Raw genomic sequence first — 25,796 nt, 5'->3', positions numbered from 1 at the left:
GGGCGCAGTCATTTCGGAGCTCCGTTCGACTCGAGGAACGTGAAGTCGCACCCCTCGTGTGGCTGCGAGACGTACTGCTGGAAGAGCCACCGGTACCCGCGCTCCGCGGGGGCGGGCGACGTCGCAGCCGGGCGGGAGTCGAATTCTTCGGTGGGTACGCGGTGCTCAATGGTTCCCGCGATGGCGTCGACGAAGACGGTGTCACCCGTATTGAGCCGCGACAGGGGTCCGCCGACAGCCGCCTCGGGGCTCACGTGGAGCACGACGGAACCCGTCGACGTGCCGCTCATGCGCGCATCCGAAATTCGGAGGAGGTCGGTGACGCCGCGACGCTGCAGTTGCTCGGGGATGGGGATGTGCCCCACCTCCGGCATACCGGGCGCGCCCCGCACGCCGAGACCGCGGAGCACCAAGATGCTGTTCTCGTCGGCATCGAGCGTCGGATCGTCGATCCGCGCGTGGAGGTCATCGAGCCCGTCAAACACGATCGCCCTGCCGAGAAACTGCGTCGGCATACCCGGGTTGAGCTTCATAACGCAGCCTTCGGGCGCGAGGTTGCCGCGCAGCATCCGAAGCCCGGCCTTCGCCGCGGGCTCGGTCGCGTCGTCGCGAATCGCGGGCCCAGACCTTGCGGGCCGCACGGCCAGCACTTCGCCCCACGTCGAACCGTCGGAGGTCGGCGTCGTCGGATGGATCCTCGTGCCGAGTCGACGCATGACCTCGACCACTCCGCCAGCACGGTCGAGCTCGTCAAGGAGGTGGTCGCCGGTGGGGCGCACGTTCGCGAGCAGCTCGGTCGTGTTGCTCCACTCCCGGAATCGCTCGAAGCCGATGCGGAGCCCGGCGCGGCCGGCGATGCTTTCGAGGTGAATCAGCGCGTTCGTCGACCCGCCGAGCGCGGCGATGACCCGGAACGCATTCTCGAGCGACTCGATCGTGATGCGCGCCGCCGGAAGCCGCTGCGCCTGCACGTGTTCCACGATCTGCTCGCCGGTGAGGCGAGCGATGTCCATCCGTGCCTTGCTCGCCGCCGACGGCAGCGAGGAGCCCGGGGGAGCGAAGCCGAGCACCTCAGCGATGACCGCCATCGTGGTCGCGGTGCCCATGACGTTGCAGGTCCCGACGCCGACGTTCGCGCTCGACTCGAGCTCGGCCCACGACGCGTCGTCGACATCGCCGATGCGGCGGGCCTCGCACACCGGCCAAACGTCATCGACCGTGAACTCGTCATTGTCCTTGTACTTCGATACCGGGCGGTGCCCCGCCGCGAGGATAAGCGCGGGGATGTTCGCGCTCACGGCGCCCATGATCTGGGCCGGGATCGTCTTGTCGCATCCTCCCAGCAGCACGACGCCGTCGAGCGGCGCCGCGTTGATCATCTCCTCGACGTCCATCGACAACAGGTTGCGCAGCACCATGCTGGTCGGGCGGGAGAAGGGCTCCGAGATCGAGATGGTTGGGAACTCGAGTGGCAAGCCCCCGGCCGCCGTGATGCCGGCCTTCACGTGCCTGGCCAGGCCCGAAAGGCCCTGATTGCACGGGTTGAGCTCGCTCGCGGTTGAGGCGATCCCGATCACCGGCGATCGGCGTACCTCCTCAGCGGTGTGTCCAGCACCCCGCAGAAATGCCCGGTGAAGAAGGCCGTCTTGGCCCTGCTCCTGAAAAAGTCGGCCACCGCGGCGATCGATTCCCTCTTGCGACATCAATCTCTCCTCGTTGAGTGCCTGATATCCATGTGATATACAAGCTATATCACAGCTCGAACCGCTACTGACAACGGAGTCACGTATGTCGAACGACACCCTTACGCACGCCACAGCCCCGACTGACCTTCGTCGCGAACGACGCAAGGTCGTTGCGGCCTCGATGATCGGCACCACCATCGAGTGGTACGACTTCTTCATCTACGCGAGTTCTGCCGCGCTCGTGTTCAACATGCTGTTCTTTGAGCCCGCGGGAGAAGAGCTCGGCCTGCTCATCTCGTTCGCCACGATCGGGCTGAGCTTTCTCTTCCGCCCTCTCGGCGCGATGATCTGCGGCCACCTCGGTGACCTCTTCGGCCGCAAGCGCATCCTCGTCGCGACGCTCGTCATGATGGGCATCGCGACCTTCCTCGTCGGGGTGCTGCCGACGTACCACGACATCGGAATCATGGCGCCGATCCTGCTTGCGACCCTGCGCATCCTCCAGGGGCTTTCCGCGGGTGGCGAGTGGGGCGGTGCCGCGCTCATGGCGGTCGAGTATGCGCCGACGGGCAAGCGGGGTGCCTTCGGTGTCGCGCCGCAGGTTGCGACCCCCATCGCCATGCTGCTCGCGAGCGGCGTCATCGCGCTGATGACCATCATCGCGCCGGGTGACGCGTACCTCGAGTGGGGTTGGCGTGTGCCCTTCATGCTGAGCGCACTGCTCGTGGTTGTCGGCCTCTTCGTGCGCCACTCGGTCGAGGAGAGTCCGGTCTTCCGTGAGATGGAGAAGAAGAGCCAGAAGGCCCGCGTTCCGCTGGCCACGCTGTTCCGTCGTCACACGCCGCTCGTGCTCATTGCGGCGCTTACGTTCGCGGGCAATAACGGTGCCGGCTACATGATCGCTGGCGGGTTCATTCAGAATCAGGCCGTTGCGCCGACGAACGGCAACATGAACCTCACCGCGGTACTCATTTCGATGGCAATCTCGTCGGTGTCGTGGGGCGTCTTTACCGTTGTCGGCGGCTTCCTCTCCGACCGAATCGGTCGCCGGGCCACGTATCTCATTGGTTGGACGGTGCTGCTCATCGCGATCTTCCCGATGCTCTGGTCGATCAGTAGTCAGAATGTCGTCACGCTCACCATCGGTGTCTCGTTCTTCGCCGCGGGGCTCGGCCTCAACTACGGGCCGCAGTCGGCCTACTTCGCCGAGCTGTTCCCCGCATCCGTGCGCTACTCGGGCGCCTCGATCTCGTACGCGCTCGGCGCGATTCTCGGCGGCGCGTTTGCCCCGCTGATCGCGACCGCGCTCGTGCAGGCGACCGGCAGCACGACTTCGGTCGGCATCTACCTGGTAGGCCTCGTGCTCGTCGCGACGATTGCCACGCTGCTGCTTCGTGAGCGTCGCGGTATCCCGCTGGGCTCGGCGCACGAGGAGGAGCAGTCGAAGCCGCCGTTCGTGTGGGCGAAGCGCTAGTTGCTGCCGAGTGGCGCGAGACACGAAACGTACGATAAGATTTCGTGTCGCCTGTCGCAGGCGGCAAGCCGCCTTAGCTCAGTCGGTAGAGCGATTCACTCGTAATGAATAGGTCACCAGTTCGATTCTGGTAGGCGGCTCCGAAACAGAAAACGCCCCGGTCACCCTCGCAAACCTGCGAGACGTGACCGGGGCTATTTCTTTCGCTAGCGGGTGGCCGGCTCGAGCTCCGCACGGGCCTCGGCGTCGGTGTCAGCCTCCGCCTCGATCGGCCCGTGGTCGTCGACGCCGAGCGACGCCTCATCGAACGGCAGCTCGCCCGAGAGCACGCGGCGCACGCGGTCGTGGTCGACCTGCTTGGTCCAGGTGCCGATGATGAGGGTCGCGATCGCGTTGCCGCTGAAGTTCGTGATCGCGCGGCCCTCCGACATGAAGCGGTCGATGCCGACGATGACGCTCACACCGCCGACGAGGTCGGGGCGGTATGCCTGCAGGCCCGCCGCGAGGGTCGCGATGCCCGCGCCCGTGACGCCCGCCGCGCCCTTCGACGCGATGATCATGAACACGAGCAGGCCGATCTGCTCGCCGATCGACATCGGCGTGCCCATGCCCGAGGCGATGAACAGCGACGCCATCGTGAGGTAGATCGCGGTGCCGTCGAGGTTGAACGAGTAGCCGGTGGGCACGGTGATGCCGACGACGGGCTTCGCGACGCCGAGGTGCTCCATCTTCGCGATGAGGCGCGGCAGTGCCGACTCCGACGAGCTCGTGCCGACGATGAGCAGGTACTCGCGTCCGAGGTAGCCGATGAGGCGGAACACGTTCACCCGCGTGACCGCGTAGAGCAGCGCCCCGAGCAGCACGACGACGAACAGGAAGCAGGTGATGTAGAACGCCACCATGAGCAGGCCGAGACTGAAGATCGCGCCAATCCCGGTCTTGCCGATCACCGCCGCGATCGCACCGAACGCGCCGATCGGCGCGAGCCAGAGAATCATGCCGAGGATGCGGAACACGAGCACCTGCAGGTGCTGGATCACCGCGAGCACGGGCCTGCCGCGCTTGCCGAGCCCCTGCAGCGCGAAGCCCGTGATGAGGGCGACGAACAGCACCTGCAGCACGCTCTCGCCGGTGAACGGCGCGAAGAAGGTGGTGGGGATGATGTCGAGCAGGAAGTCGGTCGTGCCCTTCGCCTCGCCCTCAACCTCGTACGTCGACGACGCCATGTTCAGCCCGTCGCCCGGGTGAATGATGTTGCCGACAACGAGCCCGATCGCGAGCGCGAACGTCGACATCGTGAGGAAGTAGGCGAGCGCGAGTCCGCCGATCTTGCCGACCGTCGCGGCCTTCGCGATCGAACCGACGCCAATCACGATCGTGCAGAAAATAATCGGCGCGATCATCATCTTGATAAGCGCGACGAACGCCGTGCCGAGCGGCTCAAGGCCGATCGCAAACTCGGGTGCGGCGAGGCCGACAATCGCGCCGAGCACGACCGCGCCGATCACCGACACGTACAACCAGGTGTGCTTATCCCAGCCTCGAATGCCGCGCGGTTTCGTGGCCGCACCGCGGGTGGTGTCTGAAAGAGCCATCATTGCCTCCGTCTGCAACGTCATTGTGTGCTGCGGGTGGGTTCCCCGCCGGGCTCCACTCTCACGCGGGGGATTGTTGCGGCAGGGCTTGTGGTCGTATTGTTCGACGGGATTGCCGGGCGAGAGGGGGTGCGGATGCGCAGGGCCGGTTCGGGCTGGAGCGTCGCGACGCTGACGTTCGCGATCGCCGTCGCGCTCGCGCTCTCATTCGCGGCCGTCACGTCGGTGTACCTCGTGGTCGACGCGCGGGCCGACGCCCGCCACGACGCGGTGACCGCGACGAGCGCGGTGTCGGCGACGCTTGCCGACTGGCCGGTCGTGCGCGAGGCCCTCGCGAGCGACGATGCGACGAGCATCCTGCAGCCCGTCGTCGACCGCGTCTCGAACGACACGCACGTCGACTTCGTGACGATCATGCGGCCCGACGGCACGCGCGTCACGCATCCGCTCGAGGGCAAGGTCGGCGAGGCCTACCTCGGCACGATTCCCACGGTTCCCGAGCCGCTGTCGGAGGAGTATGTCGGCTCACTCGGCGCCTCGGTGCGCACGATCGTGCCGGTGCTCGACGGCGATCGGGTGGTCGGCTGGGTTTCGAGCGGCATCACGATTCGCAGCATCGACGCGGGCCTCGGGCAGCGCCTCGCGGTCGTCGCGGGCGTCGCGGTCGGCATCCTCCTGATCGGGCTCGCGGGCGCGCTCTACGCTCGGCGGTGGATGCGCGAAATTGCGGGCGACCTGCCAGCCTCGACGCTGCGTGACGCCGTGTCGTCGAGCGAGTCGCTGCGCACCCTCACGTCGGCGATGCGGGCCCAGGCGCACGAGCATGGCAACCGCATCCACGCCGCCGTCGGGCTGCTCGAGCTCGGGCGCACCGACGACGCGATCGAGCTGCTCACCGAGACCTCGGCGCGGCAACAGTCGCTCGCCGACGTCGTCGCGCTTGGGAGCCGGTTCGACCCGGCGGTGCAGGCGCTGCTGCTCGGCAAGGCGGCGGATGCGGCCGAGCGCGGCATCGAGTGGTCGCTCGAGATCTCGCCCGAGGCGCCGCGCTCGCGGCTGCGGCCCGTGGACGCCGTCTCGGTGTGCGGCAACCTCATCGACAACGCGCTCGAGGCGGCCGCGGCGGGCCCGGAGTCGCGCTGGGTCGAGGTGTCGATCGAGGCGGGCGAGGGCAATCAGCTCGTCGTCGCCGTGGCCGACAGCGGGCCGGGGCTGCCGCCCGGCCTCGAGGAGCGGGTGTTCGAGGAGGGCGTCTCGACGAAGCCCGCGGGCGCCGCGGGCCGCGGAGTCGGCCTCGCCCTCGTGCGCTCGATCGTGACCGCCGCCGGCGGCAGCGTCGACGTGACTGCGAACCCGACCGTGTTTACCGTGACAATTCCCGGGCGCGACGAGGCGCCCGGCGACCAGGAGGACGGCCAATGATCGAAGTGCTGCTCGTCGACGACGAGCCGCTCACCCTCGAGGCGCACCGCGAGTACGTGGGCCGCGTGCCCGGCTTTCGCGTCGCCGCCGAGGCGAACGGCGCCCGGGCCGCGCTCGACCGGCTCGCGCCACCGCGCGACGGCGCCGAGAGCGGCCCCGGCATCGACCTCGTGCTGCTCGACATGACGATGCCCGACGGCACCGGCCTCGACGTGCTCCGCTACGCCCGGGCGATGCAGACGCCCGTCGACGTCATCGCGCTCACGAGCGTGCGCGACCCCGAGACCGTGCGCCGCGTCATCATGCTCGGGGCCGTGCAGTACCTCGTGAAGCCGTTCACCTTCGCGGCGCTGCGAGAACGGCTCGAGCAGTACCGCGACTTTCGGGAGCGGGCACTCGACGCCTCGGGGGCTGCGACGCAGTCCGAGATCGACGCGATGTTCGGCGCCCTGCGCCCCGCGCCGACGGGCGAGCTCCCGAAGGGGCTCTCGGCGCAGTCGCTCGACGCCGTGCTCGAGGTCATGCGCAGCCAGGGGAGCGTGACGGCGGCCGACGCGGCCGAGCGGGCCGGGATGTCGCGGGTCACGGCCCGCAGGTACCTCGAGTACCTCGCCGAGCAGGGCCGCATCGACCGCGCCGCGAAGTACGGCACGGGCGGGCGGCCGCAGTCGGAGTACCGCTGGCGGACTACTTGACGACGCGGAACGTCGCGGCGGCCGGGTCGACCGCGCCGCGCACGTAGCCCATGGGGGCGGCGGCGACGGCCTGCAGGTAGTCGACGATCTCTTCGGTGATCGTCTCGCCGGGCGTGAGGTTCGGCACGCCGGGAGGATACGCGGCGAGCGAGTCGCTCGAGACGCGCCCGACCGCATCCTTCGCGAGCACAACCTCGCTCGGCGCGAAGAACGCGTCGCGCAGCGAGAGCGCGCGGGGGCCCGGGTCGACGATGCGCGCCTGGATCGCGTCGCTCGGGTTCTCGGGCAGGGCGTCGAGGGCGCGCATCACGCGGTCGACGTCGAGGCGGCGGGCCGCGCCGAGCACGAACACGACGGCGCCGTCGGTCGCGAGCTCGGGCACGACGCGCTGCTCGTAGGCGAGGTGCTCGTACGTGTCGAAGCCGCCGATATTGCCGATGCGAGTGTCGAGCACCACCTTGAACGGGTCGATCGCGACGGTGTCGTCGGCCGCGAGCTGCTGCTCGCGCGCCTCGACGAACCGGCCCTGCTCGGCGATGCGAGTGCGCAGCTCCTCGGCCGACTCGAGGCCGCGGTTGAACGCCGTGCTCGCCTTCGTCGCGAGAAAGCGCCGGGTCTCGTCGAGCGCCGCCATGAGCAGCGCGCTCGACGACGTCGAGGTGACGACGCGGGTCACGCGGTCGACCGCCGAGCCGAGCGCCGCCGCGTGCGGCCCCTGACCGAGCAGCAGCATCGCCGACTGGGTGAGCGAACCCGCGAGCTTGTGGGTGCTCGAAATGACGAGGTCGGCGCCGAGGCGAATCGCGTTCATCGGGAGCTGCTCGTGGAACCCGAAGTGCGAGCCCCACGCCTCGTCGACGATGAGCGGCTTGCCCGCGTCGTGCGCGATGCGGGCGATCTCGGCGATGTCGGCGACCGCACCCGAGTAGCTCGGGCTCACGACGAACACGGCGGCGGCGTCCGGATGCTCGGCAAGCGCCTCCGACACCTGCTGCGGCGTGACGCCGCGCGCGAGGCTGAGGCGAAGATCCATCGAGGGGCGCAGGAACACGGGCTCGACGTTCGCGAGCATCATGCCGTCGATCGTCGACGAGTGGCAGCTGCGCTGCACGATGAGCTTGTCGCCGAGCGTGCCGAGGGCGAGCATCGCCACCTGGTTGCCGGCCGAGGCGCCGTTCGTGAGGAACCAGGCGCGGCTCGCGCCCCACGCATCCGCCGCGAGAGTCAGCGCGCGCTGCATCGTGTCGGGGGCGTCGCCGAGCGGAATCTGCGGGTCGGCGAGCGGGAACTCGGTCATGATCATCGGGAAGTCGAGGCTGACGGCCTTCTCGCCAAACACGCGAACGAGGTGTTCGGCGCCCTCGTGGTCGGCGCCGTGGCCGGGCACGAACAGGCGTTCCATCTGCAACGACGCGAGCACCTGCAGCTGCTCGGAGTAGGGGGCGGCGTATTGCGAGTCGTTGAGGCCAGACATACCCGTCATTCTCTCGCCGGGTGCGGGCGCGGTTGAACGGGGGAAGTTTCACGAACCCTCAATAGCCAATATGGTGAAACGATGTAGCAAGCCCTAGGGTGGGTGCATGCTCGACCTGCGCCAGTTCGCCGTGCTCGACGCGATCGCCCGCACCGGCTCCCTCGCCGCGGCCGCCCGCGACCTCCACTACGGGCAGCCAACGATCAGCCATCACCTGCGCGCCCTCGAGCAGCACCTCGGCACCGAGCTCGTCACCCGCAGCGCGACCGGGGCCGCGCTCACGCCCGCCGGCGAGCTCTTTCTCGACCACGCCCGCGCGGCCACGACGCGCCTCGCCGTCGCCGAGCGCGAGGTCGCCGAACTGCGCGACTTCGGCGGCACGGTGCTGCGCATCGGCACCTTCGAGTCGGCCGGCGCGCGGCTGCTGCCGCAGGTGCTCGCCGAACTCGGCGCCGGCCACACGGTGCAGGTCGAACTCGTCGAGGGCGAGCCCCTCGGCCTGCTCGAACAACTGCTCGACGGGTCACTCCACTGCGCGCTGCTCTACGACCTCGACGGCGACACCTCGGTTACCGACGCCGCGCTGCGCCAGCGCACGCTCGAGCGCGAGCCGTTCCGCATCATGCTCGGCGCCGAGCATCCGCTCGCGGGCAACGAGGTCATCGACCTCGCCGACCTCGCCGATGCCGACTGGATTCGCTCCCGCAGCGTGCTCGAGGCCTCCGAGCGCGCCCTGCTCGCCGCCGCGGGCGCCGCGGGTTTCGTGCCGAACACGCTGCTGCACAGCGAGGACTACTCGCTCGTGCACGCCTTCGTCGCGGCGAACGTCGGCGTCGCCCTCATCGTCGAATCGGCGGTCGACACCCGCTATCGCGTCGTCGCCCGCCCAACCGTGCAAGACCTCGGCGTGCGCCGCGTGCGCTTCGTCGCCACCGCAACCCCGAGCCCGGGGCAGGCCGGCGTGCTCGCGCACCTCGAAGACCTCCTGATCGGGGCGGCTGGCGTGGAGTGAACAACAGGCGTGCGAGAAGGTGGCAGTATTGCGATCAACGCACGATCCGAGGGAGGTTCGCATGACGACGCAGCCGGTGGGCCCGAGCATCGGGGCCCCGTTCTCTGAGGCCGAGTTCGAGGCGCGCCGCGACCGCGTTCGCGAGCGGATGCGCGCCGGCGGCTTCGACGGACTGCTCGTCGCCGACCCGGCGAACCTCTACTACCTCACCGGCTACAACGCGTGGTCGTTCTACACCCCGCAGGTGCTCTGGCTGCCGCTCGAGGGCGAACCGCTGCTCATCATGCGCGAAATGGACGCGAACGGCGCCCACCGCACGGCCACCTCGTTCCCCGCGTCGAGCATCCTCGGCTACCCCGAAACGCTCATCCACCGCCCCGATGCGCACCCGGGCGACTGGATCGCCGCCGCCCTGCTCGAGCGTGCCGGCGCCGAGCCGCGCCGCGTCGGCTACGAGGGCGAGGCGCACTTCTTCACGGTGCGCACGTTCCGGGCGCTGCAGGAGCACCTGCCCGGGTGGCAGCTCGACGACAGCCAGGATCTCGTCGGCTGGGTGCGGCTCGTGAAGTCGCCCGCCGAGATCGAGCTCATGCGCGCCGCCGGCCGCATCGCCTCTTCCGCCATGCAGGCGGGCCTCGACGCCCTCGCGCCGGGCCGCCCGCAGCACGAGATCGCGGCGGCGATTCAGGCGGCGCAGGCGCGCGGCACGGCGGATGCGGCGGGCGACTACCCGGCGATCGTGCCCCTCATGATGGTGGGCGCGGCCGCCGACACCCCGCACCTCACCTGGAGCGACGCGCCGCTGCCCGATGAGACCGGCATCTCGCTCGAACTCACCGGCGCACACCGCCGCTACCACGCGCCCCTCGCCCGCACCGCATATCTCGGCACCCCGAGCGACCGGCTGCGCCACCTCGCCGACGCGACCGTCGCCGCGCTCGACGCCGCGCTCGCAGCGGTGCGCCCCGGCGTCACCGCGCACGAGGTGAGCGAGGAGTTCACTCGCGTGCTTGGCGCCGCGGGCTACGAAAAGGCGTCGCGACTCGGCTACTCGATCGGCATCGGGTACCCGCCCGACTGGGGCGAGCGCACCGTGAGCCTGCGCCGCGGCGAGCCGACCGTGCTCGTCGAAAACATGACCTTCCACGTCATCGCCGGCATGTGGATGACCGGCTACGGCTTCGAGACGAGCGCGTCGATTCGCGTCACCGACAGCGGCCACGAGCTGTTCTGCGACGTGCCCCGCGGCCTCATCGTGAAGAACGGCGGTGCCGCATGACCGCGACCGAACTCACGCCCGACGAGCAGCGGGTGATCGATCGCCTCGACCCCGACGCGATCGCCGAGCTCACCGCCGAACTCGTGCGCGTTGGGGGCGAGAACCCCGGCGGTACCGAAGAGGCGACCGCGACGCGCCTCGCGTTCGCGCTGCGCGCCCTCGGCGCCGAGGTGTCGCTCGACCTCGTCGAGCCGGGCCGCCCGAACCTCATCGCCCGCATGGGCGACCACTCGCTCGGCGACGGCATCCTGTTCCTCGGCCACAGCGACGTCGTGCCCGCGGGGGAGGGGTGGACCCGCGACTCGTACGCCTGCCTGCGCGAGGGCGACGCGCTCTACGGCCGCGGCACGACCGACATGAAGGGCGGGCTCGCCGCCGTCGTCTCGGCGATGGCCGCCGTCAACGCCGAGCAGCCGCACCTGCCGATGACGCTCGTCGTCACGGTCGACGAGGAGCTCGGCGCGAAGGGCGTGCACCACTACGTCGCGAACGAGCCCGTCGGCACGTACCGCGCCTGCATCGTCGCCGAACCCACCAACCTCGTCACGATCACCGCGTGCCGCGGCGCCATGAACCTCCGCGTCGACATCGAGGGCGCGAGCGCCCACGCCGGCAAGCCCGACGAGGGGGCGAACGCGATCGTCGCCGCCACCGACGTCATCGCCGCGATCGAGGCCGACGACGCGCGCCTGCGCGACCGGCCGCATCCCGTGCTCGGCAGCGGCAACTGGTCGGTCGGCACCGTCGAGGGCGGGCACGGCACGTCGATCGTCGCCGACCGCTGCACCCTCACCGTCGACCGCCGGATTCTGCCCGAGGAAGACCCGTTTGCTATCCTCGACAACCTGCTGACGGATGCGCGCGAGCGGATTCGTGCCGGCGCCCGGGCGGGTGCCGAGCGGATTCGCGTGACCGGCGAAGTCGAGATGGTGATGCCGGGGTTCGAAACCGACCCCGAGTCTGACCTCGTCGCGCGAGTTGTCCGGGCGGTGAAAGACGCGGGTGGCGCCGGCGAGACCGGAGTGTGGACCGCCGCCTGCGAGGGCGGATTCGTGCACCGACACCACGGCATCGACGTCCTCGTATTCGGACCAGGCGACCTCACGACGCAGGCGCATCAGCCTGACGAGCACGTGCTCGTCTCCGACCTGCACCTCGCGGCCCGCGCCTACGCGCTGCTCGCGGTGCGTGCGGCCCTCGCGGGCACGCAGGGCATCATGCCGAAGAGCTAGGCCCAGAAGACCCCACCGACCCCCAACCCATCCATCAGCGAAACCGACCGACATGTTTCGAACACGAAAGGACTGCCGAACGAATTCGAGCGCGCTGGACGCGCGCATCCCGGCCCGCACCGACGACGGGCCACGCAGAGAGGAATCCCATGACTGCGACAACACCCCCGCATGACGAACTCCCTCCCATCACCAAAGAGATCGACCTGACGCCGATTCAGAAGAAGCTCGCGCGCAAGTCGGTCGCCGGTTCCGCCCTCGGTAATGCCATCGAGTGGTTCGACTATGGAATCTACGGCTACCTGGTCACCTACATCGCGGCGAACTTCTTCACCTTTGGTGATGACGCCGGCGCCTGGCCGACCATCTTCGCGTTCCTCACCTTCGCGCTGTCGTTCCTGGTGCGGCCCCTCGGCGGCATCATCCTCGGCCCGCTCGGCGACCGCGTCGGCCGCCAGAAGGTGCTCGTGCTCACGATCATCCTGATCTCGGGCGCGACCGCCGCGATCGGCTTCCTGCCGACCTTCGAGGCGGTCGGGTTCCTCGCGCCGATTCTGCTCGTGCTGCTGCGCATGGTGCAGGGCTTCTCGGCCGGTGGCGAGTACGCCGGCGCGGCCGTGTTCATGTCGGAGCACGCGCCCGACAACCGTCGCGGTGCGTACGGTTCGTTCCTCGAGTTCGGCACCCTGCTCGGCGCGAGCGCCGCGGCCGTGCTCTGCACGACCCTCACCGCGATCGTCGGTGAAGACGGCATGCACGACTTCTGGTGGCGCGTACCGTTCATGGTGACGCTGCTGCTCGGTGGCGTCGCGCTCTGGCTGCGGTCGAGCCTGCAGGAGTCGGAGACGTTCAAGCAGGACTCGAAGCACACCGACGAGAACGAGTCGGCCCTCAAGGCGCTCGGCAACCTGCTCACCCGCTACCCCAAGCAGGTGTTCAAGCTGTTCGGCTTCGTGATTCTCATCAACGTCGCGTTCTACATCGTGCTCACCTACATGCCGAGCTACATGTCGCAGACGCTCGAGCAAGACCCGGTGGCCTCGAACTGGACCCTCGTCGCGATTCAGCTCGTGATGATGGCCGTCATCGTGCCGTTCGGCGCGCTGAGCGACAGGATCGGGCGCAAGCCGCTGCTGATCGCGGCGAGCCTCGGGTTCATGGTGCTCTCGGTGCCCGCGGTCATGCTGCTGCAGATCGACGCAATCTGGTCGCACCTGCTCGGCCTCGGCATCCTCGGCATCTGCCTCGTCATGGTGATCTCGACGATCTCGTCGACCCTGCCGGCGCTGTTCCCGACAGCGGTGCGCTACTCGGGCTTCGCGATCGGCTACAACATCTCGACTGCTCTGTTCGGTGGCACCGCCGGTGCCGCGAACACCTGGCTCGTCGAGGTGACCGGCAGCAACCTCGTGCCTGGGTTCTACCTCGCGATCGCCGGCCTCATCGGCCTCATCTCGGTGCTCACGTTCAACGAGACCGCGGGCCGGTCGCTGCGCGGCAACGTGATCCCCGGTGACGACGACGAGAAGCGCATCGCTCGCGGCGAGAAGCTTGTCGGCAAGGTGAACACCCCGAGCTAACCGTGTTGCCGCGCGCCGCTAGGCTGGAAGGCCGGAACGGAGGGTGGCGCGCATGCACGCTGGCAAGCACACGGCGACGAGTCCGCGCACTGCGCGCGGGCTCGTCGCCGTTGTCATTGCGGTGGCGCTGCTTGTGGGCGTTGGGATGGGTGCGGGCGCCGCCCGCGTGGGCCTCGCGACCGGTGCGAGCGACGTCATGGTGGTCGCGTCGGAGGCCCCCGCCCCGCGCCCATCCGTCTCGCCGTCGGCCGCGCCACCGCGCACCTGCTCGATCGACGACTTCGTGACCGCCGACGACGCCCTCGACTTCCACGGCATCGTGCAGCGGGCCGACACCGGCGAGGTGCTGTTCGAGCGCCAACCAGAGGCCGCGACTCCGACCGCGTCGGTCATGAAACTCGTCACCGCCGTGACCGCGCTCACCGCGCTCGGGCCCGACACGCGCCTGCCGACCCGCGTGTATCCGGGCGATGTCGCCGGCAGCGTCGTCATCGTCGGCGGCGGCGACGTCACGCTGAAGTCGGGCGAGCAGAGCTACTACACCGATGCGACCGCCTCGGTCTCGCAGCTTGCCGACGCCGTCGAGGCCGCCGGCGGGGCGAGCCGAGTCGGCGTCGACGACAGTCTCTTCACGGGCGACACCTGGCAGCCGAGCTGGAACGACGCCGACCGGCTCGACGGCTCGACCGCGGCGGTCTCGGCGCTCATGGTCGACGCCGGCCGCTCCAACGCGACCGCCGAGTATTCGACGCGCACGCTGACGCCGACGCAGGACGCCGCCGACGCCTTCGCCGACGCGCTCGGCGCGACGGTCGACGACACGGTCGGCATCGAGCCCGGCAGCGAGCCCATCGCCGAGGTGTGGTCGCCGACCATCCGCGAACTCGTCGACACCATGCTGCTCGACAGCGATAACGTCATCGCCGAATCGCTCGCGCGGCTCGTCGCGATCGAGCAGGGCACCGGCAGCGACTTCGCCGCAATTGACGAGGCGCAGCGCGACGTGTTGGACGGCCTCGGGGTGAGCACCGCGGGCTTCGTCGGCGCCGACGGTTCGGGCCTCTCGCGCGACAACCGCGCGAGCGCCGAAACGATCGTCGACCTGCTTGACCTCATCGCCGCCGACACCGATGGGCTCGGCACGCTGCGCGAGTCGCTCCCCGAGAACATGGTGTCGGGAACGCTCGAGACCCGCATCCCCACCGTGCCCGACGGCGCGATCGAGGCGAAGACCGGCTTCACCGACCAGGTGTACGGCCTCGCCGGGTTCGTCACGCTGCCCGACGGTTCGGAGCTCACGTTCGCGATGTTCGTGACCGTCGACGACCCCGAGGCGGATACGCAGGTCACGTCGCGTGCGAACCGCGACGCGCTCGACGCCACGGCCGCCGCCGTGTACGAGTGCGGGCTCGATCTCGGCAACCGGTAGGTTTGAGGCATGACTCGCGCCTTGCTCATCGTTGACGTGCAGAACGACTTCACCGAGGGCGGTGCACTCGGATGCTCCGGCGGCGGCCAGGTCGCCCGCGACGTGACCGGCTACCTGCGCACGCACCGCGACGCGTATGACGTCGTCGTCGCCTCCCGCGACTGGCACGACGCCGACAACACCAACGGCGGGCACTTCGCCGAGACCCCCGACTTCGTCGACAGCTGGCCGGTGCACTGCGTCGCCGGCACGACCGGCGCCGAGTTTCACCCCGACCTCGACACCTCCCTGCTGAGCGACCAGGTCTTCAAGGGGCAGGGCAAGCCCGACTACTCCGCCTTCCAGGGCGTCGACGAGCAGGATCGTGTGCTCATCGACGTGCTCCGCGACGCCGACGTGCGCGACCTCGACATCGTCGGCATCGCGACCGACCACTGCGTGCGCGCATCCGCCCTTGAAGCCGTGAGCCTCGGCTTCAACGTGCGCGTCTTCAGCGACCTCTGCGCCGGCGTCGCCCCCGAGACCTCAGCCGCCGCCCTCGATGAACTCGAGGCCGCCGGCGCCGAAATCGAATACGTCGGTATCGCTTAGAGCTCCCGACCTCTTCCCTCCCTTCTCGCCAACTGACGGCAATTCGCAGGAAATCGGGCCGAAAGGGTGTGATTTGCCGTCAGCTGGCGGAGGTGGGTGCTGGGTTAAGCGCATTTCTCGGCGGCGAGTGGTGACTCGCGCCCGGTCGCCGCTCCGAGCATCCTGGCTCACCACTCTCGCTGACTGACGGAAATTCGCAAGAAATCGGCGCGAAAAGGCGTGAATTGCCGTCAGGCAGCGGGGTGGATGGGCGGGATGGGATGGGCCGGATGGGCGGGGCGGATGGGCGGATGCGCGGCCGCGGCTACGCGAGGAGCTGGTATTCGGCGAGGCGGCGGTAGAGCGGGGTCGTCTCGAGGAGCTCGGCGTGGGTGCCGCGTCCGACGACTCGGCCCGCCTCGAGCACGACGATCTCGTCGGCGTCGGCCACGGTCGAGAGCCGGTGCGCGATCATGATCATCGACCGCCCCTGCGCAACCGTGTCGAGCGCGTCGCGCATGAGCGCCTCATTCTCGCCGTCAAGCGCCGACGTCGACTCGTCGAGTAGCAGCACGGGCGGGGCCGCGAGCAGCGTGCGCGCGATCGCGAGCCGCTGCTGCTCACCGCCCGACAGACGCACGCCGGCCTCGCCGACCTGCGCATCCAGCCCGGCGGGGGAGCGGTCGACGACGCCGCCGAGGTTCACGCGGCGCAGCACCTCGACGCACTCGTCGTCGGCGGCACCGGGGTTGCCGAGCAGCAGGTTGTCGCGAATCGTGCCGGCGAGGGTCGGCGAGTTCTGCTGCACGTAGCCGAGCTGGCGGCGCAGGTCGCGGCGCTCGATCGAGCGCAGGTCGACCCCGCCGAGTGACACGACGCCCGAGTTGGGGTCGTAGAACCGCTCGATGAGCGCGAGCGACGTCGACTTGCCAGCGCCCGACGGCCCGACGAGGGCGACCTTGTGCCCGCGCGGCACCGTGAACGACACGTCGTCGAGCACGAGCGGCGACGCCACGGGCGCCGACTCGTCGATCTCGAGCAGCTTGTCGGCGTCGCGCTGTGCGGCCCGGCCACGGGCGGTCACGAAGCCGTCGAAGCGATCGGATGCGCTCGCGCGAGCACGCGCGGCCCGCACGACCCGCTCCGGGTAGCGGAACGACACGCGAGCGAACTCGACCGCTGGCGCCTCGGGCGCCGCGTCGACGTTTGCCGGCCCACGCAGGGTCACGACGGCACCGAACTCGCGGTCGCGCGCATCCTCATCGGGCAGGCCGATGATCTCCTCGATGCGGCCGAGCGCGCCGAGCGCCGACGCGACGGCCGAGATCGCGCCGAAGAACTGCGTGAGCGGCGCGATCATCAAGAACAGGAACATGATGAACGAGATGAGCGAGGCGATCGCGAGCTCGCCCGCCGCGACGCGCGCCCCGCCGACGCCGAGCACTAGCACGAGCGAGAGCTGCAGCGCGAGGAACGAAACCGGCACCATGATCGCCGAGATCGCCGCGATGTCGAGGCCGCGCTCGTAGGCGCCCTCGGCATCGGCGAGCACCCGCTGCTCTTCGCGCTCGGTCGCGTTCGACGCGCGCAGCGTGCGCATTGCCGAGATCACGCGCTCGGTTGACGAGCTCAGCTCGCCCACCTTCTCTTGCGCGGCGGCGGATGCGCGCATCACGCGGCTGCCGAGCAGCACGACCACGACGGCCGACACCGCGACGCACGCGAACGTGATGAGGAACAGCACCCAGTCGAGCAGCAGCATCGCGATGATCGCGCCGACGAACGTGAGTACGCCGCCGATCGCCTCGATGAGCCCCTGCGTGAGCACGGCCCGCAGCAGCGTCGTGTCGCTGCCGACGCGCGATACGAGGTCGCCGGTGCGGCGCGCATCGAATTCGGCGATCGGGAGCCGCAGGAGCTTACGGATCAGGTTGCGCCGCGCGCGCAGCACGATCGACTCGCCCGTGCGCTGCAGCAGGAAGTGTTGCAGGCCCGACATGAGCGCCGCGACGATGACGACCGCGACGAGGCACCAGGCGATCCAGCCTTCGAGGTTGCCCGCCTCGACCTGCCCGATCAGCAGCCCCATGAGCACGGGCTGCGCGAGCGAGAAGAGTGCGCCGATGAGCGAGATGCCGATGATGAGCGCGACCATCGGCTTGTCGGCGAACAGGTACGGCCACAGCTGGCCGAGCTTCGCGCGTGGGGCGCTACTCTCGGCGCCGGCGGCGAAGGGGGAGCGGCGCTTGCGCGGTGTTGACTCGTTCACGTGCGCCGCTTCTACGCGTCCTGTTCGTCCTCGGTCGCGCCGAGGTGCAGCAGGTGGCCCATGCGCTCGGCCTTCGTGCGCAGGTAGCCCTCGTTGATCTCGTTGCGGCCGACTTCGAGCGGCACCCGCTCGACGACCTCGATGCCGTGGGCGAGCAGCGCCTCCTGCTTCAGTGGATTGTTCGTGAGCAGTCGCACCTGCGTGATGCCGAGGTCGCGCAGAATCGCGGCCGCCGCGGAATAGTCGCGCGCATCCGCCGGCAGCCCGAGCTCGAGGTTTGCGTCGACCGTGTCGCGCCCCTCCTCCTGCAGCCGGTAGGCGCGAAGCTTGTTCACGAGCCCGATGCCGCGCCCTTCCTGCCCACGCAGGTAGAGCACGACGCCGCCGCGCTCGGCCACGACATCCATTGCCGCGTGCAGCTGCGGGCCGCACTCACACTTCAGCGAGCCGAACGCCTCGCCCGTGAGGCACTCCGAGTGGAGCCGCACGAGCGGCACACCGTCGGCGGCGGCGACGGTGGGATGCCCGATGAGCGCGAGGTGCTCGTCGCCCGTCACGGTGTCGGTGTACGCGCGCACCCCGAACAGGCCGTGTTCGGTCGGGATGTTCGTCTCGACCTCGAACCGAATCTCGTCACTCATCGCCGGGTCACCAGGCGCTCGGCGCCGCGGGCGCGGTAGCCGATGCCCCAGGCCGCAACGCGCCAGATCGCCTCGAGAATGATGTTGCTCGACATCTTCGACGCCCCGTGCACGCGCTCGACGAACGTGATCGGCACCTCGACGACGGGCAGGCCCTTGCGCTCGTACATCCACGCCATCTCGATCTGGAAGCAGTAGCCGGCCGCGCCGATGTTGCTGAGGTCGAAGCCGCGCAGCGTGCTCGCGCGGTAGCCGCGGAACCCGGCCGTGATGTCGTGGATGCGCGACTTCAGCCAGAGCCGGCAGTACATCGCCGCGCCGCGCGAGAGCAGCTGCCTTGAGAGCGGCCAGTTCTCGGTGGCGCCGCCCGGCACCCAGCGCGAACCGATTGCGAGCTCGGCGCCCGCGTCGAGCTGCGCGATGAGCTCGGGCAGCTTCGCGGCGGGGTGCGAACCGTCGGCGTCGAACTCGAACAGGTACTCGTAGCCGTGCTCCTGCCCCCACTCGAAGCCCTGGAGGTAGGCGGTCGCGAGGCCGAGCTTGCCGGTGCGGTGCAGCACGAACACGCGATCGTCGGTGGCGGCCATCCGGTCGGCGATTTCGCCGGTGCCGTCGGGCGAGCCGTCGTCGACGATGAGCAGGTCGATGCGCGGCGACGCGTTGAGCACCCGCTCGGCGATCAGCGTGATGTTCTCGCGCTCGTTGTAAGTGGGAATGACGACGAGTACGTCGCCGCCCGGGTCGGTGCGGGGAGCCATAAGAGTCGGGTGCGTCCTAACGTTGCCCGGCCTAGTAGCCGGTGGGGAATCCGATGCGCTCGTGCACGGCCGCGAGGGTCGCGGCGGCGCGCTCGCGGGCGCGCTCGGCACCGGCCGCGAGCAGGCGGGTGAGCTCGCCACGGTCGTCGAGCAGCTCGGCGGTGCGGGTACGGATAGGCGTAAACGTCGCGTCGACGACCTCGGCGAGGCCCTTCTTCAGGTCGCCGTAGCCGCGGCCGGCGTACTCGGCGGCGACGTCGTCGATTTCGCGGCCCGAGAGCACGGCGAAGATCGTGAGGAGGTTCGAGACGCCGGGCTTCGCGCTGACGTCGTAGCGAATCTCGCCGTCGGCGTCGGTGACGGCCCGCATGATCTTCTTCGTCGTGACCTTCGCCTCGTCGCGGATCGACAGGAGCCCCGCATCCGACGCGGCCGACTTCGACATCTTCGCGGTCGGGTCTTGCAGGTCGTACACCTTCGCCGTTGCGGGCGGGATGAACGCCTCGGGCATCGTGAAGGTCTCACCGAAGCGGGAGTTGAAGCGCTCGGCGAGGTCGCGGGTGAGCTCGATGTGCTGCTTCTGGTCGACGCCGACCGGCACCTGCTGCGTCTGGAAGAGCAGGATGTCGGCGGCCATGAGCACGGGGTACGTGAAGAGCCCAACCGTCGTCTTCTCGGTGCCGAAGCGCTGCGACTTGTCCTTGAACTGGGTCATGCGGCTCGCCTCGCCGAAGCCCGTGATGCAGCCGAGAATCCACGCGAGCTGCGCGTGCTCGGGCACGTCGGACTGCACGTAGAGCGTCGACCGTTCCGGGTCGATGCCGGCGGCGATGTACTGCGCGGCGGTCGACAGCGTGCGCTCGCGCAGCTGCTCGGGGTCGATGCCCGACGTGATCGCGTGCTGGTTCACGACGCAGAAAACGGCGTCGTAGTCCTCCTGCAGCTTCACCCAGTTCGTCAGCGCGCCAACATAGTTGCCGAGGTGCAGCGAATCAGCCGAGGGCTGCATCCCCGAGTAGAGCACGGGCTTCGAGCCTGCGGGTGAGGTCATGTGAGAAGGGTCCTTTCGAGCGAGTGCTCGAGCGAGCTAAATTTCGTAGTCGACGACGACGGGCGCGTGGTCTGACCATCTCTGATCGTAGGCCGCTGCGCGGTCGACCGCGTAATTCTGCACCGTCGCGGCAAGCTTCGGGGTCGCCGCGTGGTAGTCGATGCGCCAGCCCGTGTCGTTGTCGAAGGCCTGGCCTCGGTTCGACCACCACGTGTAGGGGCCGGGCACCTCGCCCGCGAACGTGCGGCCGACATCGACGTAGCCGAGGCCCGCGCCGACCGAGCCGTCGACGCCCGTCACCGACGCGGCGTGCTCGCCAAACATCCGGGAAAGGTAGCCGCGCTCGCGGGGGAGGAACCCCGACTTCTTCACGTTGCCCTTCCAATTCTTGATGTCGAGCTCGGTGTGGCCGATGTTGAAGTCACCCGTGACGACGACGAAGTCGCGCTCGGCCGCGAGCTCGCGCATCCGCTCGGCCTGCGCCTCAAGGAAGCCCCACTTCGCCTCCTGCTTCGGGGTGTCGGCCTCGCCCGAGTGCGTGTAACAGCTCACGACGGTGACGACGTGGTCGCCGTGCTGCACGTCAACCTCGAGCCAGCGGCCCGCCGAGTCGACGGTGTCGTCGCCGAGCTCGCGGCGGACGTCGCGCGGGGCGTTGCGGGTGAGCACAGCGACGCCGGCGCGACCCTTCTGGTTGCTCTCGTCGAGGGTCACGTGCCACTCGGAGTCGATGAGCGGCTGCGCCTGCTCGAGCGATGCGCGTACCTCCTGCATCGTGATGACGTCGGGCGTGCGCGCGGTCACCCACTCGCTCATGCCCTTGCGCACGGCGGCGCGGATTCCGTTCACGTTGACCGAGGCGATGCGAAGCGACATATCGGCAATCCTACCGAGGGGGCGTCTCAGCGCCGCACCCGCACCTGGTCTTCGTCGACGTCTTCGCGCTCGGCAGCGACCTTGATCGGGTCGTAGCCCATGCGCACGGCGCGGATCTCGTTCTCGAGCTCGACCTGGTCGTAGATCACCTGTTCGTAGGCGCGACGCGCCTTGCGGCGGCGCCAGCGGGGGAGCGCCTCCATCTCGGCCTCGAGCCGCAGGCGCTGGGTTGCGAGCCGGTCGCGGCGGGCGTTGAGCTCGGCCTCGTGCGTCACCCGTTCCGCCTCCTCGAGCGTGAGGAAACGCGGGGCCTGGCCCAGGTCATCCATCGTCACCTTCACCCACGCCGCCGTAATCAGCAGCACCATGCAGAGGAAGTTGAAGAAGATGAGCACACCGAGAATCGTCGCGAACGTCGCGATCAGCGGGTTCGAGCTCGCGCCGCCGAGCAGCGCGCTTCCGAGGTAGGTGAGGATGCCGATCGCGATGCCGCCGAGCAGCGAGCCCGACCAGAGGGTCTTCGCCGGAATCCGGATCTGCGACAGCACCCGCAGCATCCCCGCGACCGCCACCGTGTAGACGGCGAGGGTCACGACCATGCCGGCGAGGCGAATGAGGATGCCCGTGACAATGCCGAGGTCGAGGTGGAGCACGTCGCGCAGCAGCCAGGTCGCGGCACCGCTTCCGGCCGCGACGACACCGACGGCGAGGATCAGCATGAGCGCGCCGGCGATCATGAGGCCGAGGTCGGTGAGGCGGGTGATCGCCATGCTGCGCTCGGGCGCGGCGGGCAGGTCGAACATGCCGCGGATCGCGAGGCGCGAGCCGTTGAGGAAGTTCATGGCGGTCCACAGCGACGACAGCAGCGCGATGATACCGGCGATCGTGAACGAGCTGCCGGTCTCGAGGTTCATGAGGTCTTCGGCTTTGACGACGCCCTGCTCGTCGCCGACCGCGATGAGGCCGGGAACCATGTCGGCGAGCGAGTCGATGAGCTGGCCCATGAGCTCTTTGTTGCTGCCGAGCACGAGGCCGATCACCGAGAAGAACACGAGCAGTGCCGCGAACACCGAGAACAGCGCCGAGTAGGCCATGCCGCTCGCGAGCGTGCCGCCGCGCCGCTCCGACCAGTGCTTCAGCGCACGCATCGGGCGGGTGGCCTGGAGCCAGGTCATGAAATCCTTGAGGCGGTCGCCGAACGTGGCGTCGGGCTTCGCCTTCGGATACGGAGGGAAGATGGTTACCCGACCGAGCGACACTTCGTGCGCAGCGTCGGACCTGTGATTTACCGTCGACTTTGCTGGGGTCACACAGCCACCCTACGCGGCCGAATATTACGCTGAACAGATACGCCTGCCCGGGCGTTCGAATCGAACCGAAAGGTATGGACGATGGAGCTCCACGGTTTCGGAGTTGGTACGCGAATCGCGATCGGCAATGCCGTGCGGATGCCCGACCCACTTCCTATCCCCGACGACGTGCCGCTGAAGGGCGATGTCGCCGCTGAGCAGGAGCGCGCGAAGGCCGCGATCAAGCTCACGCAGGCGCAGATCGCCGCGCGGGCTGAGGAGGCCGAGGGCGCGCTCAAGGAGGTGCTCGACGCCCAGTCGATGATGGCTGCCGACCCGTCGATCGAGCAGCTCGTTTCCGACGCCATCGCCGGCGGCAAGACGGCCGATCGGGCCGTGTACGAGTCGTTCCAGCAGTTCGCCGAGACGCTGAAGGCGATGGGCGGCTACATGGCCGAGCGCGCGACTGACCTCGGCGACGTGTCGCAGCGCATCCGCGCCCAGCTCGCCGGCGTGCCCGCGCCCGAGGTGCCGCAGCGCGACGAGCCGTTCATCCTCGTCGCCGTCGACCTCGCCCCCGCCGACACCGGCAAGCTCGACCTCGACAAGGTGCAGGCGTTCGTCACCCGCGACGGCTCACCGAAGGCCCACACCGGCATCATCGCCGCCGAGAAGGGCCTGCCCGCGGTCGTCGCGGCCGCCGGTGCCGACGACATCCCCGAGGGCGCCCTGCTCGTCGTTGACGCGGGCACCGGACAGGTCATCGTCGGCCCGACGAAGTTCCAGCTCGACGAGGCCCGCGCGAAGCAGCGCGAGCAAGATGAGATCGCGGCCGCACCCATCGCCCCCGGCGCGCTCGCCGACGGCGACCCCGTGCAGCTGCTCGCGAACGTCGGCAAGCCCGCCGACTCGCAGCCCGCGGTCGACCTCGGCGCCGAGGGTGTCGGCCTGTTCCGCACCGAGTTCCTCTTTCTCGACCGCACCACCCCGCCCACGAAGGACGAGCAGGTCGAGGTGTACACGTCGCTCATGCGGCCGTTCGCCGGCAAGAAGGTCGTCGCCCGCGTGCTCGACGCCGGTGCCGACAAGCCGCTGAGCTTCCTGAACGACGCGGCCGAGGCGAACCCCGCGCTCGGCATGCGCGGTATCCGCATCCTGCGCGAGCGCGAGAACCTGCTGCGCGACCAGCTCGCCGCCCTCGCCGAGGCGGGCGAGCAGTCGGGCGCCGACCTCTGGGTCATGGCGCCGATGGTCGCCGACGCGGCCGACAGCGAGTACTTCACCGCCGTTGGCCGCGAGTACGGCCTTCGCGTCGTCGGTTCGATGATCGAGGTGCCCTCGGCCGCGCTGCTCGCAGAGCAGGTGCTGCGCACGAGCGACTTCGTGTCAATCGGCACGAACGACCTCACGCAGTACACGCTCGCCGCCGACCGCGTGCTCGGCACCGTCGCGAACTTCCAAGACCCGTGGCACCCCGCCGTGCTGCGCCTCATCGCCGAGACCGGCCGTGCCGGCGAGGCGACCGGCAAGCCCGTCGGCGTCTGCGGCGAGGCCGCGGCCGACCCGCGCCTCGCGGTCGTGCTCGTCGGTCTCGGCGTGAAGAGCCTCTCGATGGCGCCGCCCGCGCTCGCGGGGGTGCGGTACATCCTCCAGAAGTACACGCGCGAGCAGGCCCGCCAGACCGCCGCCCGCGTGCTCGAGGCCGCCTCAGCCGACGAGGCCCGCGACCTCTTCGACGCCTACGCCGCCGAGATCGGGGCGTAGCGAACGAACGCCTGGGGCACCTACGCGACGAACATCGCGACGGTGTCCCAGGCGAGTTTCGTTGCGAGAATCGCGATCGCGACGATGAAGATCTTGCGCACGAAGCCCGAGCCGCGCCGCACGGCCATGCGGGCGCCGACGATCGCGCCCGTGACGTTCGCGAGGCCCATGATGAGGCCGAGCACCCACACGACCTCGCCGTGGAGGCCATAGAGCACGATCGAGGCGATGTTCGTGACGACGTTCGCGAGCTTCGCGTTCACGCTCGCCTCGAGAAATCCGAAGCCGAGCATCGCCACGAGCAGAATCACGAAGAACGAGCCCGTGCCCGGCCCGAGGAGCCCGTCGTAGAACCCGACGAGCACGCCGATGAGCGCCGACCGCCAGCCGAGCGCCCGCGCGTGCTCGTGCTTCGGCGCGTGGCTCAGGCCGAGCTTCGGCTTCGAGAGGATGTACGCGCCGATGCCGAGCACGGCGACGAGCACGACCGGGGTGAGTACCTCGCGGGGGATGAACCGCGAACACCACGCGCCGCCCGTCGAACCGGCATACGCGCCGATGACGAGCGGGAGGAGCACCGCGACCTGCGTGCGCAGCTTCGTGAGGTAGACGAGGCTCGCGCTGAGGGTGCCCATGAAGCTCGCGAGCTTGTTCGTGCCGAGCACGTACGGCGTCGCCAGATTCTGCGGCAGTCCGATCACGAGCGCCGGCAGCTGCACGAGCCCGCCACCGCCGACGACGGCGTCGATCCAGCCCGCCCCGAGCGCCGCGACGACGAGGAACGCGAGGGCCGCCCATCCCACCGGCAGCCAGTGCGCGATCTCGACCCCTGCATCCACCCCGCAACCCTACCGCCGCAGTGCACCCGGAAAATGCGTGAGGGCGCGCATCCAATACGGATGCGCGCCCTCACGAGAGCCTGCGGTTACGGGCGGCCGCGCAGCACGGCCTGCTTCACCTCGGCGATCGCCTTCGTCACCTCGATGCCGCGGGGGCATGCCTCGGTGCAGTTGAAGGTGGTGCGGCAGCGCCACACGCCTTCCTTGTCGTTGAGGATGTCGAGGCGCGTGTCGGCGGCCTCGTCACGCGAGTCGAAGATGAAGCGGTGCGCGTTCACGATTGCGGCGGGGCCGAAGTACTGGCCGTCGGTCCAGAACACGGGGCACGAGGTCGTGCACGCGGCGCAGAGGATGCACTTCGTCGTGTCGTCGAACACGGCGCGGTCTTCGATCGACTGGATGCGCTCCTTCTCGGGCTTGTCGGAGGCCTGCAGGAAGGGCTGCACCTCCTTGAACGCCTCGAAGAACGGGTCCATGTCGACGATGAGGTCGCGCTCGAGCGGCAGGCCCTTGATCGCCTCGACGTACACGGGCTTCGTGATGTCGAGGTCCTTGATCAGGGTCTTGCAGGCGAGGCGGTTGCGACCGTTGATGCGCATCGCGTCAGAGCCGCACACGCCGTGCGCGCACGAACGGCGGAACGCGAGCGAGGTGTCCTGCTCCCACTTGATCTGGTGGAGGGCATCGAGGATGCGGTTGGTCGAGAACATGTCGACCGTGAACGACTGCCAGTACGGCTCGGAGTCGGTCTCGGAGCTGTAGCGCCGAACGACGATCTCAACCTTGAAGGGCTTCTCAGGCTCTTCGACCTGCGGCTCTTGTTCTGCGACCTGCGATTCATCAGCCATTGCGTTGATCTCCC

The 25,796-nt window shown here is 69.3% G+C and carries 20 protein-coding genes, 1 tRNA gene and 1 pseudogene; 11 read left to right on the top strand and 11 right to left on the bottom strand.

The window, feature by feature from the left end; all coding sequences use genetic code 11:
• Positions 1-8: 8 nt before the first annotated feature.
• Entirely contained in the window at positions 9-1,703 is a 1,695-nt protein-coding gene (locus G328_RS0104550) for a dihydroxy-acid dehydratase (RefSeq protein ID WP_040904868.1), read from the bottom strand.
• 85 nt (positions 1,704-1,788) lie between these two features.
• Between G328_RS0104550 and G328_RS0104545 the strand changes: the two genes are divergently transcribed.
• Both G328_RS0104545 and G328_RS0104540 read left to right on the top strand, forming a co-directional pair.
• Positions 1,789-3,159, top strand: coding sequence for an MFS transporter (locus G328_RS0104545; protein WP_019618164.1), 1,371 nt, complete (start codon positions 1,789-1,791; stop codon positions 3,157-3,159).
• A gap of 67 nt (positions 3,160-3,226) precedes the next feature.
• Positions 3,227-3,299: transfer RNA gene (locus G328_RS0104540), tRNA-Thr, on the top strand.
• Positions 3,300-3,365: 66 nt separating this feature from the next.
• Here G328_RS0104540 and G328_RS14195 read toward each other — a convergent pair.
• Positions 3,366-4,754: a cation:dicarboxylate symporter family transporter gene (locus tag G328_RS14195; RefSeq protein ID WP_040904866.1), complete on the bottom strand. Its 1,389-nt coding sequence runs from the start codon at positions 4,752-4,754 to the stop codon at positions 3,366-3,368.
• Between the two features lie 135 nt (positions 4,755-4,889).
• On the opposite strand from G328_RS14195, the gene G328_RS0104530 reads away from it, so the two are divergent.
• Positions 4,890-6,176, top strand: coding sequence for a sensor histidine kinase (locus G328_RS0104530; protein ID WP_019618162.1), 1,287 nt, complete (start codon positions 4,890-4,892; stop codon positions 6,174-6,176).
• The gene (locus G328_RS0104525; RefSeq protein WP_019618161.1) at positions 6,173-6,871 is read left to right on the top strand and encodes a response regulator; all 699 of its coding nucleotides are present in this window, start codon (positions 6,173-6,175) and stop codon (positions 6,869-6,871) included. The genes G328_RS0104530 and G328_RS0104525 overlap by 4 nt, the downstream gene beginning before the upstream one ends.
• Here G328_RS0104525 and G328_RS0104520 read toward each other — a convergent pair.
• Complete coding sequence (locus tag G328_RS0104520) at positions 6,864-8,345, bottom strand: aminotransferase class I/II-fold pyridoxal phosphate-dependent enzyme (RefSeq protein ID WP_019618160.1); 1,482 nt, start codon at positions 8,343-8,345, stop codon at positions 6,864-6,866. The genes G328_RS0104525 and G328_RS0104520 overlap by 8 nt on opposite strands.
• A gap of 106 nt (positions 8,346-8,451) precedes the next feature.
• Here G328_RS0104520 and G328_RS0104515 point away from each other — a divergent pair, with 106 nt between their 5' ends.
• The 6 genes from G328_RS0104515 to G328_RS0104490 all read left to right on the top strand — a co-directional run bounded on the left by G328_RS0104515 (position 8,452) and on the right by G328_RS0104490 (position 15,468).
• Positions 8,452-9,357, top strand: coding sequence for a LysR family transcriptional regulator (locus tag G328_RS0104515; RefSeq protein ID WP_019618159.1), 906 nt, complete (start codon positions 8,452-8,454; stop codon positions 9,355-9,357).
• 61 nt (positions 9,358-9,418) lie between these two features.
• A complete protein-coding gene (locus G328_RS0104510; RefSeq protein ID WP_019618158.1) occupies positions 9,419-10,636 on the top strand; it encodes a M24 family metallopeptidase in 1,218 nt (405 codons plus the stop codon).
• Positions 10,633-11,868, top strand: coding sequence for a M20 family metallopeptidase (locus G328_RS0104505; RefSeq protein WP_019618157.1), 1,236 nt, complete (start codon positions 10,633-10,635; stop codon positions 11,866-11,868). Before G328_RS0104510 ends, G328_RS0104505 begins: the two co-directional genes overlap by 4 nt.
• A 149-nt stretch (positions 11,869-12,017) precedes the next feature.
• A complete protein-coding gene (locus G328_RS0104500; RefSeq protein WP_019618156.1) occupies positions 12,018-13,448 on the top strand; it encodes an MFS transporter in 1,431 nt (476 codons plus the stop codon).
• A 52-nt stretch (positions 13,449-13,500) separates the two neighbouring features.
• A complete protein-coding gene (locus tag G328_RS0104495; protein ID WP_019618155.1) occupies positions 13,501-14,877 on the top strand; it encodes a D-alanyl-D-alanine carboxypeptidase/D-alanyl-D-alanine-endopeptidase in 1,377 nt (458 codons plus the stop codon).
• 9 nt (positions 14,878-14,886) lie between these two features.
• Positions 14,887-15,468, top strand: a complete 582-nt coding sequence (locus tag G328_RS0104490; RefSeq protein WP_019618154.1) for an isochorismatase family protein — start codon at positions 14,887-14,889, stop codon at positions 15,466-15,468.
• A 304-nt stretch (positions 15,469-15,772) separates the two neighbouring features.
• Here the strand turns inward: G328_RS0104490 and G328_RS0104485 are convergent, their stop codons facing one another.
• The 6 genes and pseudogenes from G328_RS0104485 to G328_RS14180 all read right to left on the bottom strand — a co-directional run bounded on the left by G328_RS0104485 (position 15,773) and on the right by G328_RS14180 (position 22,301).
• On the bottom strand, positions 15,773-17,716 hold the full coding sequence (locus G328_RS0104485; protein ID WP_019618153.1) for an ABC transporter ATP-binding protein: 1,944 nt from the start codon (positions 17,714-17,716) through the stop codon (positions 15,773-15,775).
• Between the two features lie 11 nt (positions 17,717-17,727).
• Positions 17,728-18,372: pseudogene (gene ribA, locus G328_RS14190) on the bottom strand (GTP cyclohydrolase II); the annotation flags it as partial.
• Complete coding sequence (locus tag G328_RS14185; RefSeq protein ID WP_019618151.1) at positions 18,354-19,115, bottom strand: polyprenol monophosphomannose synthase; 762 nt, start codon at positions 19,113-19,115, stop codon at positions 18,354-18,356. The gene G328_RS14185 and the pseudogene ribA, both read right to left, overlap by 19 nt.
• Before the next feature lie 31 nt (positions 19,116-19,146).
• Positions 19,147-20,166 carry a tryptophan--tRNA ligase gene (trpS, locus tag G328_RS0104475; RefSeq protein ID WP_019618150.1) on the bottom strand — a complete coding sequence of 340 codons (1,020 nt, stop codon included), beginning with the start codon at positions 20,164-20,166 and terminating at the stop codon, positions 19,147-19,149.
• A 36-nt stretch (positions 20,167-20,202) separates the two neighbouring features.
• A complete protein-coding gene (locus tag G328_RS0104470) occupies positions 20,203-21,042 on the bottom strand; it encodes an exodeoxyribonuclease III (protein WP_019618149.1) in 840 nt (279 codons plus the stop codon).
• 26 nt (positions 21,043-21,068) lie between these two features.
• Positions 21,069-22,301: a YihY/virulence factor BrkB family protein gene (locus G328_RS14180; protein ID WP_019618148.1), complete on the bottom strand. Its 1,233-nt coding sequence runs from the start codon at positions 22,299-22,301 to the stop codon at positions 21,069-21,071.
• 132 nt (positions 22,302-22,433) lie between these two features.
• On the opposite strand from G328_RS14180, the gene ptsP reads away from it, so the two are divergent.
• A complete protein-coding gene (gene ptsP, locus G328_RS0104460; RefSeq protein WP_019618147.1) occupies positions 22,434-24,095 on the top strand; it encodes a phosphoenolpyruvate--protein phosphotransferase in 1,662 nt (553 codons plus the stop codon).
• Positions 24,096-24,115: 20 nt separating this feature from the next.
• Here ptsP and G328_RS0104455 read toward each other — a convergent pair whose 3' ends face one another.
• Positions 24,116-24,934 carry a TSUP family transporter gene (locus tag G328_RS0104455; RefSeq protein WP_019618146.1) on the bottom strand — a complete coding sequence of 273 codons (819 nt, stop codon included), beginning with the start codon at positions 24,932-24,934 and terminating at the stop codon, positions 24,116-24,118.
• Positions 24,935-25,020: 86 nt separating this feature from the next.
• A complete protein-coding gene (locus G328_RS0104450; RefSeq protein WP_019618145.1) occupies positions 25,021-25,782 on the bottom strand; it encodes a succinate dehydrogenase iron-sulfur subunit in 762 nt (253 codons plus the stop codon).
• Between the last annotated feature and the right edge of the window lie 14 nt (positions 25,783-25,796).

Source organism: [Zimmermannella] faecalis ATCC 13722, from assembly GCF_000381765.1.
In the GTDB taxonomy this organism is placed as follows: domain Bacteria; phylum Actinomycetota; class Actinomycetes; order Actinomycetales; family Microbacteriaceae; genus Gulosibacter; species Gulosibacter faecalis.
This window is presented reverse-complemented; position numbering and strand designations above follow the sequence as displayed.

What these genes read in the sequence shown, in the direction of transcription:
- G328_RS0104550 (WP_040904868.1), bottom strand. Translation starts at nt 1,703, where the DNA reads ATGTCGCAAGAGGGAATCGATCGCCGCGGTGGCCGACTTTTTCAGGAG.
- G328_RS0104545 (WP_019618164.1), top strand. Translation starts at nt 1,789, where the DNA reads ATGTCGAACGACACCCTTACGCACGCCACAGCCCCGACTGACCTTCGT.
- G328_RS14195 (WP_040904866.1), bottom strand. Translation starts at nt 4,754, where the DNA reads ATGGCTCTTTCAGACACCACCCGCGGTGCGGCCACGAAACCGCGCGGC.
- G328_RS0104530 (WP_019618162.1), top strand. Translation starts at nt 4,890, where the DNA reads ATGCGCAGGGCCGGTTCGGGCTGGAGCGTCGCGACGCTGACGTTCGCG.
- G328_RS0104525 (WP_019618161.1), top strand. Translation starts at nt 6,173, where the DNA reads ATGATCGAAGTGCTGCTCGTCGACGACGAGCCGCTCACCCTCGAGGCG.
- G328_RS0104520 (WP_019618160.1), bottom strand. Translation starts at nt 8,345, where the DNA reads ATGTCTGGCCTCAACGACTCGCAATACGCCGCCCCCTACTCCGAGCAG.
- G328_RS0104515 (WP_019618159.1), top strand. Translation starts at nt 8,452, where the DNA reads ATGCTCGACCTGCGCCAGTTCGCCGTGCTCGACGCGATCGCCCGCACC.
- G328_RS0104510 (WP_019618158.1), top strand. Translation starts at nt 9,419, where the DNA reads ATGACGACGCAGCCGGTGGGCCCGAGCATCGGGGCCCCGTTCTCTGAG.
- G328_RS0104505 (WP_019618157.1), top strand. Translation starts at nt 10,633, where the DNA reads ATGACCGCGACCGAACTCACGCCCGACGAGCAGCGGGTGATCGATCGC.
- G328_RS0104500 (WP_019618156.1), top strand. Translation starts at nt 12,018, where the DNA reads ATGACTGCGACAACACCCCCGCATGACGAACTCCCTCCCATCACCAAA.
- G328_RS0104495 (WP_019618155.1), top strand. Translation starts at nt 13,501, where the DNA reads ATGCACGCTGGCAAGCACACGGCGACGAGTCCGCGCACTGCGCGCGGG.
- G328_RS0104490 (WP_019618154.1), top strand. Translation starts at nt 14,887, where the DNA reads ATGACTCGCGCCTTGCTCATCGTTGACGTGCAGAACGACTTCACCGAG.
- G328_RS14185 (WP_019618151.1), bottom strand. Translation starts at nt 19,115, where the DNA reads ATGGCTCCCCGCACCGACCCGGGCGGCGACGTACTCGTCGTCATTCCC.
- trpS (WP_019618150.1), bottom strand. Translation starts at nt 20,166, where the DNA reads ATGACCTCACCCGCAGGCTCGAAGCCCGTGCTCTACTCGGGGATGCAG.
- G328_RS0104470 (WP_019618149.1), bottom strand. Translation starts at nt 21,042, where the DNA reads ATGTCGCTTCGCATCGCCTCGGTCAACGTGAACGGAATCCGCGCCGCC.
- ptsP (WP_019618147.1), top strand. Translation starts at nt 22,434, where the DNA reads ATGGAGCTCCACGGTTTCGGAGTTGGTACGCGAATCGCGATCGGCAAT.
- G328_RS0104450 (WP_019618145.1), bottom strand. Translation starts at nt 25,782, where the DNA reads ATGGCTGATGAATCGCAGGTCGCAGAACAAGAGCCGCAGGTCGAAGAG.